Source organism: Pelomicrobium sp. P1 (assembly GCF_052805615.1).
Genome location: NZ_JBRBEM010000002.1, coordinates 20,936 through 35,834, shown reverse-complemented (window position 1 = coordinate 35,834; position 14,899 = coordinate 20,936). Strand labels below are relative to the sequence as shown.

Sequence of the window (14,899 nt, the reverse complement as noted above, 5' to 3'; positions counted from 1 at the left end):
CCAATAGCTTTTTGGCTACGGTGGCGCGCCATGGCGATCATGATTCTCGGGAAGGATGGGCAACTAGGCTGGGAGCTCCAGCGCGCCTTCTCGCCCCTAGGACCGGTGACGTCCTTGGGCCGTGCCGAGCTGGATCTAGCCGATGCCGATGCCATTCGCCGCGCCGTGCGCGCGATCGCTCCGGCACTGGTGGTGAACGCGGCCGCCTACACGGCGGTGGACCGGGCCGAAGCCGAGCCGGACCTCGCCCGGGCGGTCAACGCCGCCGCGCCCGGCGTCCTGGCGGAGGAATGCGTCCGCCTGGGCGCGGCCCTCATCCACTACTCCACCGATTACGTCTTCGACGGAGCCCGGCGCGTGTCCTATCGGGAAACCGACACGCCTAACCCGCTCAACGTGTATGGGCGCACCAAGCTGGAGGGGGAGCGGGCGGTACAAGCCGCCGGGGGGGTGCACGTGATCTTCCGCACCGCGTGGGTCTACGCGGCCCGGGGAAGGAATTTTCTGCTCACCATCCGACGGCTTTCCAACGAGCGGGAGGCGCTTCAGGTGGTGGACGACCAAGTGGGGTGTCCCACCTGGGCGCGGCTTTTGGCCGAGGCCACCGCCCGGGTGGTGCGGGCGAGCCGCGTCGTGGAAACCCGAGACGCCGGCTGGCTAAGGGAGCGTAGTGGCCTCTACCACTTGGCCTGCGGCGGCGAGACTTCCTGGTGCGGCTTCGCTCGGGCCATCGTGGCCCAAGTGCCGGGGGCGCGGCCCGTGCCAGTCCATCCCATCCCCACGTCGGCGTATCCCACGCCCGCCCGGCGGCCCGCCTATTCGGTGCTCAACTGCGACAAGGCGCTCCAGGTCTTCGGCCTGAGGCTACCCTCCTGGGACGAGGGCTTGAGGCTATTCGCCGCGGACATGGCGACGAGCGGCTGATCAGCGCGCCGAATGCGGGCTGCATGCGCTTCATCCGTCGCCGCCTGGGAGCGGCGGCCCGACCCGGCTGTAAGCGTCCTCGAAGCGCACGATGTCATCCTCTCCCAGATACGCGCCCGACTGCACCTCGATCAGCTGTAAGGGGATCTTGCCCGGGTTCTCCAACCGGTGGGTGACGCCGAGGGGAATGTAGGTGGACTGGTTTTCCGTGAGCACCAGGGTTTCGTCGCCCCGGGTGACTTTGGCGGTGCCCACCACCACCACCCAGTGCTCGGCCCGGTGGTGGTGCATCTGCAGGGAGAGCTTCTGCCCCGGGTTCACCGTGATGCGCTTCACCTGGAAGCGGTGGCCGGCGTCGATGCTCTCGTAGCAGCCCCAGGGCCGGTACACCGTGCGGTGGGTGACGTGCTCGTGGCGGTTGCGGGCGCGCAGGTCCTCCACCACCTGACGCACTTTCTGGACCTCGTCCCGGCGGGCCACCAGTACCGCGTCGGGCGTCTCCACGATCACCAGGTCTTCGACCCCCAGGGCGGCCACGAACCGCCGTTCGGCGTAGACGTAGCTGTTCCTGGCCCCGTCCAGGTGCACATCCCCGCGGGTCACGTTGCCCGCGGCGTCTTTGACCCCCACCTCCCACAGCGCCTTCCATGAGCCCAGGTCGGTCCAGGAGAAGTCCACCGGCATCACCACTGCCCGGTCCGTGTGCTCCATGACCGCGTAGTCGATGGAAACCGAGGGGCTGCGGCCAAACGCTTCGGCCTCGAGCCGCAGGAAGTCCAGGTCTTTGCCCGCTTTGGCCAGGGCCTCCTCGCACGCCGCCACCAGAGCCGGCTGCAGTCGCCTGAGCTCCGCCAGCACGCCCTCGGCCTGGAACAGAAACATGCCGCTGTTCCAGTAGTGCCGGCCGGAAGCCTGGAAACGGGCCGCCGTCTCCTCGTCGGGTTTTTCCAGGAAGCGGGCGACCCGGTAGCCGGCCGCGCCCGCGCCCAGCGCTTTCCCCCGCTCGATGTAACCGTAGCCGGTCTCCGCCCAGCGGGGCGTGACGCCGAAGGTGACCAGATGGCCCGCCTGGGCGGCCGGGACCGCGGCGCGGATCGCCCCCCGCAGCGCGGCCGCGTCCGGAATGTGGTGGTCCGCCGGGAGCACCAGCATTAGGGCCGCCGGGTCGTGGCGCAGCAGGTGCAGGGCCGCCACCGCGATGGCGGGGGCGGTGTTACGGGCCGCGGGCTCCAGGATCAGGGCCTCGGGCTTCAAGCCGATGCCGCGCAGGTGCTCGGCCACCAGGAAGCGGTGCTCCTGGTTTGCTACCACCACCGTGGCGCGCAGGCCCTCCAGGCCGTCGAGCCGCAGCAGCGTTTCCTGGAGCAGGCTGTGTTCGGAGGTGAGGCGCAGGAACTGCTTGGGCAGCGTTTCCCGCGACATGGGCCAGAGCCGCGTGCCGGCGCCTCCTGAGAGAACCACCGCGTAGATGTCCATTGCCGAAAACCTCTCCAGCGCGAGTGAAACAGGCGTTGCCAGACTTGTACACCATGGGGTTCCCCGTCGTCCAGTCCGCAGCCGCGTATCCCCGGGCTCGGGGATCATGGCGCGTCTCCTTGTTTTGCGGGCTCGCGGCCGCATGGTCCGGACGGCCTATCATGGCCGCTCGCGCTGACACAGAAGATGCAACATTCCGGCTTTAAAGACGCAACATTCCCCCTTTAGCCTCCTCCTCGCCGCTCGACCGGGATGCCGCACCGTCAGCGCTTCGAGTTCCCATTTTTCTCAACCAGCCCATCGAGGAGATGCTTCATGCGTCGGCACGAAGAAGAGCAAGTCTGTAATCCCTCCGGCAACGACTATTTCGGCGACATCCTTGAGGTCAACCTCACCCGGCGCCGGGTGTTCAAAGGCGGCCTGGGCGCCGCCCTCGGCTTTCTCGGGCTCCCGGCCCTGGCTCCCGTCCCGGATGCCGGCGCGGCCTCCCTTCCTCCCCGCCAGGATTTCGGCGGGATCGGGTTCGACGGCATCGCGCCCAACACCCTGGCCAACGGCCTGGTGGACGACGTGCGCCTTCCCCCGGGCTATCGCTACGAGGTCCTGTTCGCGTGGGGCGATCCCATCGGCATCGTCGGGCTGCCTCCCGGACAGCCCGAGTTCAAGTGGGACGCCAGCAACAGCGCCGAGGAGCAGGCGCTGCAGTCCGGCGCCCACCACGATGGCATGTGGTTTTTCCCGTTCCCGGGCCCCCGCGGCCGCAGCCGAGGGCTCCTGTGCGTGAACCACGAGTACGTGGATCAGGGCCTTCTCTTTCCCGACGGCACCGCCCACTGGTCCCCGGAAAAAATCCGCAAATCCCAAAACGCCCACGGCGTGAGCGTGGTGGAAGTGTGGAAGGACCCGCGCATGGGCAAGTGGTCGCTGAAGCGCCCCTCTCCCTTCGCCCGCCGGCTGACCGGCAACTCTCCCATGAAGCTCTCCGGCCCCGCGGCCGGCCACCCGCTGCTGCAAACCGCAGCCGACCCCGCCGGCGTGACCGTCCTGGGGACCCTCAACAACTGCGCCTCCGGCCACACCCCCTGGGGCACCTACCTCACGTGCGAGGAAAACTGGAACGGGTACTTCAGCAGCGCGGTGCCGGGCTTCAACGATGCCCGCACCGGCGACCAGAGGCGCTACGGGCTCAGCGCCGCCGGGTTCGGGTACCGCTGGCACGAATTCGATGAACGCTTCGAGCTGACCGCCAATCCCAACGAGCCCCACCGCTTCGGTTACGTGGTGGAGATCGACCCGTTCAACCCCAGGAGCACGCCGAAAAAGCGCACCGCCCTGGGGCGGCTCAAGCACGAGAACGCCGAGGTGGTGCTATCCAAGCACGGCCACGCGGTGGTCTATACCGGTGACGACGAGCGTTTCGAGTACATCTACAAGTTCGTGAGCAAGCGCAAGTTTGACCCGAAGCATCGATCCGCCAACATGGATCTGTTGGACGAGGGAACGCTCTATGTCGCCCGGTTCAACGCCGACGGCACCGGCCAGTGGCTCGAGCTCTCGCCCAAAAACCCGGCCCTGGCCGGCTGGAGCCTGGCCGAGATCTGCATCCGCACCCGCCAGGCGGCGGACGCGGCGGGCGCCACCAGGATGGATCGCCCCGAGTGGATCGCGGTCCACCCGTTCTCCAAGGCGGTCTATTGCACCCTCACCAACAACAGCCGCCGCGGCACCGGCAGCAACCCGGGGCCCGACGCCGCCAACCCGCGCGGCCCCAACATCTACGGTCACATCATCCGCTGGAACGAGGCGGGCGGCGACCCGGCGGCCACCACGTTCACCTGGGACATTTTCGCCCTCGCCGGCGATCCGGCGGTGGATCCGGCGAGCAATATCAACGGGGACTTGTACAACAGCCCGGACGGCCTGTGGTTCGATCCGGACGGGCGCCTGTGGATCCAGACCGACGCGACGACGGAAGCGTCGAGCTACGACCCGGGCGGCGTCAACGCCAGCATCGGCACCAACCAGATGCTGGCCGCCGATCCCCTCACCCGGGAGACGCGCCGCTTCCTCACCGGCCCCCGCGGGTGCGAAGTGACGGGCGTCACGATGACGCCCGACGGCAAGGCGATGTTCGTCAACATCCAGCACCCCGGCGAGGATTGGGAGAGCTCGCCCACGGAGGTGAGCGACTGGCCAGACCGCAACGCCCGGCCCCGCTCGGCCACCATCGTGATCACCCGCGAGGACGGGGGCGTGATCGGGGGGCACCGGTGATCGCCCTCTCCGGCGCCGTGCTGGGCATTCTGGAATAGGCATGGAGGCCGACATCTGACGATTTCCGGTAGGGGTGCCAGGGCATGAAGGTCTGCGGCGGGCCGGCGTCACGCGGCTGTAACGTGAGAGCCCTAGCCTGAGGCTTGTTTCCGCGTGCCGCAGCCCCGACCGCCGTTCGTCGCATCTACGGGTTGGATCATGGGTCGAAACCTCTCTACGTCTATGCCGCCTGAACCGCTTCTCCCGGGGGCGCCATGGAAGCGGGCGCTTTGCCCCTTGCCCGCCGCCCGGCGGCGCCGCTCCGATGACGCGGGCGGACGGTACGCTCTCATGGTGCACGCTTCTCTCCTCGCTCTTCGCAGGCCGCGGCGGGCGGGTTTCACGCTCCTCGAGCTTCTGGTGGTCATGGTGATCCTAGGCCTGCTGGCGGGATTCGTGGCGCCGCGCTATTTCTCCCAGGTGGGCAAATCGGAAGCGAAGACGGCCCGCGTCCAGATCGAAGCCTTCGGCAAGGCGCTGGACCAGTACCGCCTGGACGTGGGGCGCTATCCCACGAGCGAGCAAGGGTTAGGAGCTCTGGTGCGGCGCCCCGAAAACGAGCCGCGCTGGGACGGGCCGTACCTCAAGAAGGGCGTGCCCGCGGACCCTTGGGGGCGGCCCTACTTCTACCGCTCGCCCGGCGAGCACGGCGAATACGACCTCGCCTCCTGGGGCAAGGACGGCCAGCCGGGCGGCAGCGGGGAGGCGGCTGACCTCGTGAGCTGGTAGCGCGGGCGATGGACGTTCAGGTCAAGGCCCTCAAGCCCTCCGCCGGGATCGTGGTATTGAGCCTCGAAGCGGCCGACGAGCAGGACGCGGCGGCCCAAGCGGCGGCGCAGGGCTATGTCGTCCTTTCCACCGCACGCCGGGTTCGTCTCCGGCACTTGGCTGAGGGTTTCAGGCCGAGGTTTCCCCTGGCGCTCTTCAGCCAAGAGTTGCTCGCGCTGCTCAACGCGGGCTTGAGCCTGGTCGAGTCGCTGGAAGCGCTGAGCGCGAAGGAGCGCAAGGCCGAGCACCGCGCGGTGATCGCCGCGCTACTGGCGCGGCTGCGGGAGGGTCAGCCCCTCTCGGCGGCCATGGCGTCGGTGCCAGAAGCATTTCCACCGCTTTACGTATCGACGGTGAGGGCCGCCGAACGCACGGGAAACATTCCCGAGGCCCTTTCCCGCTACGTGATCTACCAGAGCCGGGTGGATCACGTGAAGAAACGCATCGTGAACGCCTCCATCTACCCGGCGCTGCTCCTGGCGGTGGGGGCGCTGGTGACCCTGTTCCTCCTGGGCTACGTGGTACCCCGGTTCAGCGCCATCTACGAGGACGCGGGCGCGAGGCTCCCTTGGCTGTCGCGCCTGCTCCTCGAGTGGGGCCGCGTGGTCGAGGCCCACGGGGCGCTGGTGCTGATGACTCTGTTCGCCGCCTTGGGCGGCACCCTTTACAGGCTGACCCGCCGGGGCGCGCGGGCACGGCTGGCCGCCTGGCTGGGAAAGCTGCCCGTTGCGGGCGAACGGATGCGCGTGTACCAGCTCGCCCGTCTGTATCGCACGGTGGGCATGCTGCTCAAGGGCGGCACGCCGGTTGTCGGCGCCCTGGGCATGGCGGGCGGACTGCTGGAGCCTCCGCTGCGCGCGAGGCTGGAGCGCGCGGCCCGGGCGATCGGCGAGGGCGTTCCCCTGTCGCAGGCGATGGAGATCCATGGCCTCACTACGCCGGTGGCCGAGCGGCTGCTCCAGGTGGGCGAGCGCACCGGGGCCATGGGCGAGATGATGGAGCGCATCGGCGAGTTCCACGACGAGGAAATGTCCCGCTGGGTGGAATGGTTCACGCGGCTCTTCGAGCCGTTGCTCATGGCGGCGATCGGGCTGGTGATCGGCGTGATCGTGTGGCTCATGTACATGCCCATCTTCGAGCTGGCGGGGAGCATCCAGTAGCGTCATGGACGTGGACCGCGCACCGCTGCAATCCCTCATCACGCCCGCGCTGGTGCGGAACGCGAGGGCCCTTGCCGAAGCGCGGGGCGCGCGGCTGATGGAGGCGCTGGAGGAGCTGGCGGGGCTCGCACCCACCGAATTCGCGCAGGCGCTCGCCGCGGCGCTCAGGATGGCGGTGGCCACCATGGACGATCTGCACCGGTGGACACCCCAATGGGAGCGGCTTCCCTACGCCGAAGCGCTCGCCCGGGAGTGCATCCTGTTCACCGACGAAGATGGTGCCCCGGTGCTGGTGGTGGCGGACCCCCTGGACGAGACGCTCCGCCCGTGGGCGGAAGAGCGGCTCGCGCAGGCCTTCTCCTGGCGGTTCGCCCACCGGGCGGACGTGACCGCGTACCTCGCCCGCCACGAGGAGACCCTGCGCGCCATGGACGGCGTGCTCGCCAGGGCGGAGAACGGTGCCACTGCGGCCCCTGGCGTCGAGGACCTGTCCCTCAGGAGCATCAGCCAGGACTCGAGCCCGGTGGTAAAACTCGTGCGCTCGACCCTCTACGACGCCCTCAAGGTCGGGGCGAGCGACGTGCACCTGGAAAGCACCGCGACGGGCCTCGCCATCAAGTACCGGGTGGACGGGGTGCTGACCGCGATGGGAACCGTGGCCGGGAACGAGCTAGCGGAGCAGGCGATTTCCCGCGTCAAGGTGCTGTCGGAGCTCGACATCGCCGAGCGACGGGTGCCTCAGGACGGCCGCTTCAAGGCCACGGTGCGAGGCCGGGAAATCGACTTCCGCGTCTCCATCATGCCCAGCATCTTGGGCGAGGATGCGGTGCTGCGCATTTTGGACAAGCAGGCCCTCACCGACCAGCTCGCCGGGCTTACTCTCGACGCCCTCGGCTTCGACGAGCCCTCCCGTCGGGGGATCCGCCGCCTCTCCAACGAGCCCTACGGCATGATGCTGGTGACTGGCCCCACCGGCAGCGGCAAGACCACCACCTTGTACGCCGCGATTTCCGAGGTGAATCGCGGCCACGACAAGATCGTCACCATCGAAGACCCGGTGGAGTACCAGCTTCCCGGCGTGCTGCAGATTCCGGTGAACGAGAAGAAGGGCCTCACCTTCGCCCGGGGCCTGCGCTCCATCCTGCGCCACGACCCGGACAAGATCATGGTGGGCGAGATCCGCGACCCGGAGACGGCCCAGATCGCGGTGCAGGCCGCCCTCACCGGCCACCTGGTGTTCACCACGGTCCACGCCAACAACGTGTTCGACGTGATCGGCCGCTTTACCCACATGGGGGTCGATCCCTACAGCTTCGTTTCCGCCTTGAATGGCATCCTCGCCCAGCGGCTGGTGCGGCTCACCTGCCGCGCCTGCGCGATGGATGAGAGGCCGGGCGAAGCGCTCCTGCGGGAATCGGGGCTCGATCCCGCCGCCGCGTCCGCTTTCCGCTTTCGCGTTGGAAAGGGCTGCGGCCAGTGCCGCGGCACCGGCTACCGGGGCCGGCGCGCCATCGCCGAGCTGCTCATGCTCGATGACGAGCTGCGGGAGCTGATCGTCGCCCGCACGCCGGTGCGCCGCCTCAAGGAAGCCGCCCGGCGGGCCGGGACCCGCTTCCTGCGGGAAGCGGCGGTGGACCTGGTGCGCCAGGGGATCACGACGCTCCAGGAGGCGAACCGTGTCACGCTGGTGGCCTGAAGAATTGCACATCGCCCTCGCGCCGGAGCGGGTGCTCCTGGCCCGGGCGCCTTTCGGCATGAGGCGGCGCACCGTGGAGTGCGAGGCGCTCGCCTGCGCGCCCGACGTAGGCGCGACGCCGTGGGCGCCGGCCGTCACGGCGCTGGAGCAGGCGCTTGCGCGGTCGCGGTGGCGGCGAGCCTCTGCCCGCGTCGTTCTTTCGGACCGCTTCGTCCGCTATGGCATTCTGCCCTGGAGCGAGGCGATCGCGGGGCCGCACGAGCTGGAGCGGGCCGCCGCGGCGCAACTGCGGATGGTGCATGGCGAGCGGGTGGACGGGTGGGTGCTGCGGGTCGACGGGGGCGGGTACGGGTCGGCGTTCCTGGTGGCCGCCGTGGACCGGCAGCTCATCGATCGGATCAAGCAGCTTGCGGCGGCGGCCCGGTTGAGGCTGCGCGCACTGGAACCCCGCTTCGCGGCTGCCTATCGCCGCTGCCGCGGCAAGCTCAGGGGAGAGGCCGTCTGGTTCGCCGTCCTGGACGCGGAGCGCGTTAGCGTCGCGTACCTGGATGGGGCGGGCCTGCGGGGGTTCCACAGCGTGCGCGTGACGCAGGATCCGGTCGCGGAGCTGGAGGCGCTGATCCAGCGCTGGGCGCTCCTGGAAGAAGGCATCGGCACGGACGCTCCGGTCTACTGGTACGCGCCGGGCGAGCCGGCCGAATCGCAGCGGCGCACCCGCCTCACCCTGAGGTCCCTCGACGCGGGCATGGACGGCGGCTGCGCCCGCCTTGCCCTCACGGGGGCGCCGTGAAACCGGACCTGCGCCTGGATTTCTTGAAGTCTACCCGCTCGCCGGGCCTGGCCGCGTGGGGACTGTTCGTCTCGGGCCTGGCGGCCGTGTTCGCGGTGGGGGCGGCGTACGTGGAGGCGGGCCGGTGGCGCGATGCCATGGAGGACGCCGTGACGGAGATGAAGCGGCTGTCCCAGCGCCGGGGGGCTCCCCTTGCCGTCCCCGCCGCGGTGACCGAGGGAACGCGCCGGGAGATCCAGCAGGCGAACCACGTGATCGAGCGCATCGCGGTCCCGTGGAATGCCCTGTTCCACGGGCTGGAAGGCGCGGCGGACGAGACCGTAGCGCTCCTGTCAGTCCAGTCCGATGCGGAAAAGCGCGCGTTCCGGCTCGAGGGCGAAGCGAAGGACCTGGCGGCGGTGCTGGCGTTCGTGGCGCGGCTCGAAGCCGCGGAGACTCTTTTCGACGCGATGCTGGCGAGCCACGCGGTGAAGGACGAGGGTGGAGGGCGGCCGGTGGGATTCACGGTGACGGGACGATGGACGGCGCCTCGCTGAATCGGATCCTGTGGTATTGCCGCCGCGAACTGGACCGGCTGGGCGGCGTGGGTCTGGCGGGTTTTACGCTCCTTGCGCTGGCCGCGGGTACCTACGTCACTGCGGTGGCGCCCATGCGGGAAGAGGCTCGAGCCTTGGAGGCGGAGGTGAAATCGCTTGCTCAGGCGCTGGGGGCCACGGAGACAAGCGGCGCGGCGCGACAGGCCAGCCCCGGGGACAAGCTGCAGCAGTTCTACGGCTACTTTCCGCCGGTGACGGCGGCGCCGGCGCTGCTCGCGCGCATCTTCGACGCCGCCCGCGCCCGGCGCCTCGCGCTCAAGTCGGGGGAATACAAGCTGGTGCAGGAACGGGACTTCAAGCTCGCCCGCTATCAGGTGCTGCTGCCCTTGAGCGGCCGTTACGGGGACGTGCGCGATTTCGTCAACGCGGTGCTGGAGGCGCTCCCCGCGGCGGTGCTGGACGATTTCGCGCTCCAGCGGGAGAACGTGGGCGCCTCCACCGTGGAGGCGCGGGTGAGGCTCACCCTGTACCTGCGGGAGGGGCCGTGAAGTTCGCGAGGAAGACCCGGGCCGCGCTTCTGGCGCTGGCGTTGGCGGCGGCGCTTTTCCTCGCGTTCGGGCTCGAACCGCCTGGCGGCGCCGAAGCGGGCGTGGCCGAGGCGAGCGTACCCGAGCGCCGCCCGTTTGCGCGGTCCGCCGCCGGAGCGCCGGCGCTGGATCTCGACCGGCTCGGGCGGGAGGTGGAGAAGATGGACGGAGGGCGCGACTTGTTCGCCAGCCGCTCGTGGGCGTTCCCGTCGCCGCGGCCGGCGCCCGCCGCGCCCGCGCCCAGGCCGGGACCGCCGCCGCTTCCGTTCGCCTACATGGGCAAGCTGATCGAGGGCGACCGGATCGTGGTCTTCCTCTCGGCGGGCGAGCGCAATCACGTGGTCGAGATGGGCGACACCATCGACGGGACGTACCGGGTCGACGCGATCCGGGCGGGCGCGCTGGTGCTGACTTATCTTCCCTTGAACGAGCGGCAGACGCTCTCCATCGGGAGCATGGAATGAAGCCCGGATGGATCGTGGCGATCTGGGCGGCGGCTGTCCTGCTTGCGGCGTGCGCCTCGAACCCGGCCTTCGAGGAGGGCAAGACGCTGCTGGCGCGGGGGGACACGATGGCGGGCCTGCAGAAACTGGAGCAGGCGGCCCAGGAAGCGCCCGGCGACAAGCGGGTCAACGACTATTATCGCCGGCAGCGGGAAGCGGCGCTGGCCCAGCTCCTCACCCAGGCGGACTACGACCTGGACTGGGGCCGGCTGGAGGAGGCGCAAGCCGCCTATCGCAGAGCCCTCGAGATCGATTCCCGCAACGCCCATGCCCAGGCCGGCCTCCAGCGGATTGCCTCCCAGCGCGAGCAGGCGAGAAGGCTGGAGCAGGCCGAGCAGGCGCTGGCTCGGGGAGACGTGGCGGCGGCGGAGGCCGCGACCCGCTCGGTGCTTTCGATCAATCCCGGCAACCGCCAGGCGCGGCGGCTCATGGCGGCCATCGGCCGGCACCGGCCGGAAGCCGGGACCGTGCCGGCGAGCCTCAAGGGCGCGCTCGCACGGACGGTCACCCTGGAGTTCCGCGAAGCGGCGCTCAAGAGCGTGTTCGAGGTGCTCGCCCGCACCGCGGGCGTCAACTTCGTGTTCGACAAGGACGTGCGGCAAGACACGAAGGTCACCCTCTTCGTGCGCGACTCGTCCATCGACGACGTGATCAAGCTGATCGCGGTGACCAACCAGCTCGAGCGCAAAGTGCTCAACGACAATACGCTGCTCATCTACCCCAACACGCCGGCGAAGCTCAAGGAGTACCGGGAGCTGGTGGTGCGCACGTTCTATCTCGCCAACGCCGACGCGAAGCTGGCGCAGAACCTGGTGAAGACAGTGGCGAAGAGCCGGGACGTTTTCGTGGACGAGAAGCTCAATCTCCTCGTCGTGAAGGACACGCCGGAGGCGGTGCGCCTCGTCGAGCGGCTGGTCGCCCTTCAGGATCTGGCCGAGCCGGAAGTCATGCTGGAGGTGGAGGTACTGGAAGTGGGCACGGGAAAGCTCCAGGAGCTGGGTATCCGCTATCCCGAGCGGATGAACGTGGGCGTGCCGGGCGCGAGCGCAGATCCCGCCACCGGTACCGCCATCGGGATATCCGGCCTGCCCCAGAACGTGGTGCTCGACAGCGGCCTGAACCTCAAGGCCTTCGTCGCCAACCCGGTGGCGGTGGTCAACCTGCGCCGGCAGGACAGCGAGACCAACGTGCTGGCCAATCCCCGCATCCGGGTGCGCAACCGGGAAAAGGCCAAGATCCTGATCGGCGAGAAGGTGCCCGTGGTGACCACCACCTCGACCGCCAACGTGGGCGTGTCGTCCAACATCAGCTATCTGGACGTGGGCCTGACGCTGGAGGTGGAGCCCACGGTGCACCTGGGCGACGAGGTGGCGATCAGGGTGGGGCTCGAAGTCTCCAACATCCTGGAAACCATCGAGTTCGCCGGCGCGCTGGCGTTCCGGCTGGGGCGGCGCACGGCGACCACGGTGCTCCGGCTGCGCGACGGCGAGACCCAGGTGCTGGCGGGCCTCATTCAGGATGATGACCGGCGCACGGTCAGCAAGCTGCCGGGCCTGGGGGACTTCCCGGTCCTGGGGAAGCTCTTTTCGAGCAGCAACGAAAACAATCAGAAGACCGAGATCGTTCTGCTTATCACGCCGCGCATCGTGCGCAACCTCGATCGTCCTGAGCTGCGGTTGACCGAGTTCGCATCCGGCACCGACGCGGCGGTGGGGGCCGCGCCGCTGACGGTTCAAGGCACGGCGCCGGGCGGCCTCTCCCTCGCGTCCCGCGCTCCCGGCGGCGCAGCGGCGCCTGCGCTGTCCCCGCCGGGAGAAGCTCCAGTGCCGGTGCTGCCCCCGGCGCCCGCGGCCCTTGTCGTGACGGCGCCGAGCCAGGTGCGCGTGGGGCAGCCGTTCACGGTGGCGGTGGCCCTGCCCCCCACCGTTGCGGCGGCGACGCTGGAGCTGGTATACGACCCTGGCGTGCTGTCGCCGGTCACGCCCGCCTCCGGAGTGCAGACGGAACCGGGCGGGCTGGCCGGCGGCGCCGGACCCGCCGCCCCTTCAGCGCCGGCGCCGGGCCGGATCTCCATCTCCCTTGCGCGGGAGGCGGGCGGTCCGGCGGCGGCCCAGTTCCAATTTATTGCCCTGGGGACCGACGGAGGCGCGACCCTGCTTTCCTTCGACCGGGTGCTGGTCACCGACGAGGGCGGCAATCCGGTGCCGGCGGCCGATCTCGCGCCGGTGCGGCTCGCGCTGGTCCCGTGAGGGAACATGGACGGCGCGTGCAACGGAGAGAATCCAGCACGGACGAGGGCCGGGGCATCCGCTGCCCGCCGCTCGCGATTCGCCGCCCGCGGGTTCACGTTCATCGAGCTGCTCATCACCGTGGCCATCGTCGCTTTGCTCGCCTCGGTGGCGCTGCCCCTCGCCGAGGTTTCCGTCCAGCGCGGCAAGGAGCAGGAACTGCGCCGGGCCCTGCGGGAAATCCGCGGCGCCATCGACGCCTACAAAGACGCCGTGGACCAGGGTCGGGTCGCGAAGAAGGCGCACGCCTCGGGCTACCCGCCGTCGCTGGAGGTATTGGTCTCCGGCGTCGAGGACGCGAAGGACCCGCAGAAGAAAAGAATCTACTTCCTGCGGCGCGTGCCGCGGGATCCGATGGGCGACGACGCGGGTCTGTCCGCGGCCGAAACCTGGGGCAAGCGCAGCTACGCCAGCCCGCCCGACGCGCCGGCGGAAGGCGACGACGTGTTCGATGTCTACTCCCGGTCGGAAAAAGTGGGGTTGAATGGGATTCCGTATCGCGAGTGGTGAAGCGCCAGGGGCGGGTCGTGAGCGAACCGGCGGCGCGCAGCGGGTCTTGGCGCTTCGCCCTTCGGATGCCTGTTTTCCTGGATTTACCCTGATCGAGCTGCTGGTGGTGCTGGCCATCGTGGCGCTGCTCCTCTCCATTGCGGCCCCGAGATACTTCGGCAGCCTCGAGCGATCGAAGGAAGCGGTGCTCAAGGAAAATCTTTTCCTCCTGCGGGAGGCGATCGATCAGTACTACGCCGACCGGGGGCGCTATCCTCCTTCCCTGGAGGACCTGGTGGAGGCGAGATACTTGCGCCGCATTCCCCTGGATCCCGTCACCGGGCAAGCCGACACCTGGATCGTGCTCGTGCCCGCCGGCGGATCCTCGAGCCCGGGCGGCGTCCTCGACGTGAAGAGCGGTGCCGAGGGACGCGCCCGGGACGGCACGGCCTATGGGGACTGGTGAGCGGCGCTTTGGTCTCGGGGGCGGGTTCACCTACGCCGGCGTCCTGGCCGCCGTCGCGCTGGTGGGCATCGGCCTGGCGTCGGCGGGCGTGGTGTGGGAGACCGCCTCACGCCGGGAAAAGGAGCGGGAGCTGCTCTTCGTCGGCGAGCAGTATCGCCGCGCCATCGCGAGCTATTTCCACGCGACGCCGGGCGCCGCCAAGGAGTTCCCGCCGAGCCTGGACGACTTGATCCTGGACCAGCGCCATCCCGTCGCGCGCCGTCATCTCAGGAAGAAGTTCAGGGATCCGATCACGGGCAGCCGGGACTGGGGGCTGGTGCGCGGACCCGGGAAGCGCATCATGGGCGTTTACAGTCGCTCGGAGCGCGCGCCGATCAAGACCGATGGATTTCCGCCGGCGCTGGCGGGCTTTTCCGGGGCGACGAGTTATATCCAGTGGCGCTTCGTCTATATTCCGGACTGGGAGGCCGTGCACAAAGCGCAACCATGAACCCGTTACACCCGGATGAATTTTTTGTTACAAGCTGGCGGGCGGAGGGGAACCCGTCATTTCTTGAGGTTTTTCCTGAGCCACTTGTTCACGTCGACGGGCCCGAAGCCGTCGTAGCGGCCGTCCAGCTCGAACACGTAGAAGGTGGTGTCGCCGGGCAGATGCTGCTCCACCATGCCGGCCAACACCCGCGGATGTTCCCTGGTTTTGATGAGGAAACAGCCCTCTATGATTTGAACGCCGTCGTGGTCGGCGACGGCCGCCTCCAGGGCGGACCCGGCGTTGGCCGCGGGGTCGCACACGATGAGCATCACCGGCATATTCTTCCTCCCCTGCTCGAACGGGAAACGCTGCTCCTGCCGGTCCGATTCTAATCACAGGGGCGCAACGCGATCTACCTCGATCGGAAGAAA

General features: G+C 69.2%; 15 protein-coding genes. 13 read left to right on the top strand and 2 right to left on the bottom strand.

What is annotated here, in order from left to right; genetic code table 11:
• Nucleotides 1-30: 30 nt before the first annotated feature.
• Nucleotides 31-924: a dTDP-4-dehydrorhamnose reductase gene (rfbD, locus tag ACUVYZ_RS02260; RefSeq protein ID WP_439932827.1), complete on the top strand. Its 894-nt coding sequence runs from the start codon at nucleotides 31-33 to the stop codon at nucleotides 922-924.
• Nucleotides 925-954: 30 nt separating this feature from the next.
• On the opposite strand, the gene ACUVYZ_RS02255 is transcribed toward rfbD, so the two are convergent.
• A complete protein-coding gene (locus tag ACUVYZ_RS02255) occupies nucleotides 955-2,400 on the bottom strand; it encodes a mannose-1-phosphate guanylyltransferase/mannose-6-phosphate isomerase (protein WP_439932826.1) in 1,446 nt (481 codons plus the stop codon).
• A gap of 315 nt (nucleotides 2,401-2,715) precedes the next feature.
• Between ACUVYZ_RS02255 and ACUVYZ_RS02250 the strand changes: the two genes are divergently transcribed.
• The 12 genes from ACUVYZ_RS02250 to ACUVYZ_RS02195 all read left to right on the top strand — a co-directional run bounded on the left by ACUVYZ_RS02250 (nucleotide 2,716) and on the right by ACUVYZ_RS02195 (nucleotide 14,486).
• Complete coding sequence (locus ACUVYZ_RS02250) at nucleotides 2,716-4,674, top strand: PhoX family protein (RefSeq protein ID WP_439932825.1); 1,959 nt, start codon at nucleotides 2,716-2,718, stop codon at nucleotides 4,672-4,674.
• Nucleotides 4,675-5,004: 330 nt separating this feature from the next.
• Nucleotides 5,005-5,442 (top strand): type II secretion system major pseudopilin GspG, encoded by a 438-nt coding sequence (gene gspG, locus ACUVYZ_RS02245; RefSeq protein WP_439932824.1) that lies wholly within the window; start codon nucleotides 5,005-5,007, stop codon nucleotides 5,440-5,442.
• Nucleotides 5,443-5,450: 8 nt separating this feature from the next.
• A complete protein-coding gene (locus ACUVYZ_RS02240; RefSeq protein ID WP_439932823.1) occupies nucleotides 5,451-6,641 on the top strand; it encodes a type II secretion system F family protein in 1,191 nt (396 codons plus the stop codon).
• Nucleotides 6,642-6,645: 4 nt separating this feature from the next.
• On the top strand, nucleotides 6,646-8,337 hold the full coding sequence (locus ACUVYZ_RS02235) for a GspE/PulE family protein (RefSeq protein WP_439932822.1): 1,692 nt from the start codon (nucleotides 6,646-6,648) through the stop codon (nucleotides 8,335-8,337).
• Nucleotides 8,318-9,127 carry a hypothetical protein gene (locus ACUVYZ_RS02230; protein ID WP_439932821.1) on the top strand — a complete coding sequence of 270 codons (810 nt, stop codon included), beginning with the start codon at nucleotides 8,318-8,320 and terminating at the stop codon, nucleotides 9,125-9,127. The genes ACUVYZ_RS02235 and ACUVYZ_RS02230 overlap by 20 nt, the downstream gene beginning before the upstream one ends.
• Nucleotides 9,124-9,663 carry a hypothetical protein gene (locus ACUVYZ_RS02225; protein WP_439932820.1) on the top strand — a complete coding sequence of 180 codons (540 nt, stop codon included), beginning with the start codon at nucleotides 9,124-9,126 and terminating at the stop codon, nucleotides 9,661-9,663. Before ACUVYZ_RS02230 ends, ACUVYZ_RS02225 begins: the two co-directional genes overlap by 4 nt.
• Nucleotides 9,645-10,211, top strand: a complete 567-nt coding sequence (locus ACUVYZ_RS02220) for a hypothetical protein (RefSeq protein WP_439932819.1) — start codon at nucleotides 9,645-9,647, stop codon at nucleotides 10,209-10,211. Before ACUVYZ_RS02225 ends, ACUVYZ_RS02220 begins: the two co-directional genes overlap by 19 nt.
• Nucleotides 10,208-10,714, top strand: a complete 507-nt coding sequence (locus tag ACUVYZ_RS02215; protein ID WP_439932818.1) for a hypothetical protein — start codon at nucleotides 10,208-10,210, stop codon at nucleotides 10,712-10,714. The genes ACUVYZ_RS02220 and ACUVYZ_RS02215 overlap by 4 nt, the downstream gene beginning before the upstream one ends.
• Nucleotides 10,711-13,002: a secretin N-terminal domain-containing protein gene (locus ACUVYZ_RS02210; RefSeq protein ID WP_439932817.1), complete on the top strand. Its 2,292-nt coding sequence runs from the start codon at nucleotides 10,711-10,713 to the stop codon at nucleotides 13,000-13,002. Before ACUVYZ_RS02215 ends, ACUVYZ_RS02210 begins: the two co-directional genes overlap by 4 nt.
• 6 nt (nucleotides 13,003-13,008) lie before the next feature.
• Nucleotides 13,009-13,551: a type II secretion system protein gene (locus ACUVYZ_RS02205; protein WP_439932816.1), complete on the top strand. Its 543-nt coding sequence runs from the start codon at nucleotides 13,009-13,011 to the stop codon at nucleotides 13,549-13,551.
• Between the two features lie 46 nt (nucleotides 13,552-13,597).
• A complete protein-coding gene (locus tag ACUVYZ_RS02200) occupies nucleotides 13,598-13,996 on the top strand; it encodes a type II secretion system protein (RefSeq protein WP_439932815.1) in 399 nt (132 codons plus the stop codon).
• A complete protein-coding gene (locus tag ACUVYZ_RS02195) occupies nucleotides 13,983-14,486 on the top strand; it encodes a type II secretion system protein (RefSeq protein ID WP_439932814.1) in 504 nt (167 codons plus the stop codon). Before ACUVYZ_RS02200 ends, ACUVYZ_RS02195 begins: the two co-directional genes overlap by 14 nt.
• 56 nt (nucleotides 14,487-14,542) lie before the next feature.
• Here ACUVYZ_RS02195 and ACUVYZ_RS02190 read toward each other — a convergent pair whose 3' ends face one another.
• On the bottom strand, nucleotides 14,543-14,806 hold the full coding sequence (locus ACUVYZ_RS02190; RefSeq protein ID WP_439932813.1) for a hypothetical protein: 264 nt from the start codon (nucleotides 14,804-14,806) through the stop codon (nucleotides 14,543-14,545).
• Between the last annotated feature and the right edge of the window lie 93 nt (nucleotides 14,807-14,899).

Bases quoted from the DNA above. Each gene is read 5' to 3' on its own strand.
- rfbD (WP_439932827.1), top strand. From the start codon at position 31: ATGGCGATCATGATTCTCGGGAAGGATGGGCAACTAGGCTGGGAGCTC.
- ACUVYZ_RS02255 (WP_439932826.1), bottom strand. From the start codon at position 2,400: ATGGACATCTACGCGGTGGTTCTCTCAGGAGGCGCCGGCACGCGGCTC.
- ACUVYZ_RS02250 (WP_439932825.1), top strand. From the start codon at position 2,716: ATGCGTCGGCACGAAGAAGAGCAAGTCTGTAATCCCTCCGGCAACGAC.
- gspG (WP_439932824.1), top strand. From the start codon at position 5,005: ATGGTGCACGCTTCTCTCCTCGCTCTTCGCAGGCCGCGGCGGGCGGGT.
- ACUVYZ_RS02240 (WP_439932823.1), top strand. From the start codon at position 5,451: ATGGACGTTCAGGTCAAGGCCCTCAAGCCCTCCGCCGGGATCGTGGTA.
- ACUVYZ_RS02235 (WP_439932822.1), top strand. From the start codon at position 6,646: ATGGACGTGGACCGCGCACCGCTGCAATCCCTCATCACGCCCGCGCTG.
- ACUVYZ_RS02220 (WP_439932819.1), top strand. From the start codon at position 9,645: ATGGACGGCGCCTCGCTGAATCGGATCCTGTGGTATTGCCGCCGCGAA.
- ACUVYZ_RS02210 (WP_439932817.1), top strand. From the start codon at position 10,711: ATGAAGCCCGGATGGATCGTGGCGATCTGGGCGGCGGCTGTCCTGCTT.
- ACUVYZ_RS02205 (WP_439932816.1), top strand. From the start codon at position 13,009: ATGGACGGCGCGTGCAACGGAGAGAATCCAGCACGGACGAGGGCCGGG.
- ACUVYZ_RS02195 (WP_439932814.1), top strand. From the start codon at position 13,983: ATGGGGACTGGTGAGCGGCGCTTTGGTCTCGGGGGCGGGTTCACCTAC.
- ACUVYZ_RS02190 (WP_439932813.1), bottom strand. From the start codon at position 14,806: ATGCCGGTGATGCTCATCGTGTGCGACCCCGCGGCCAACGCCGGGTCC.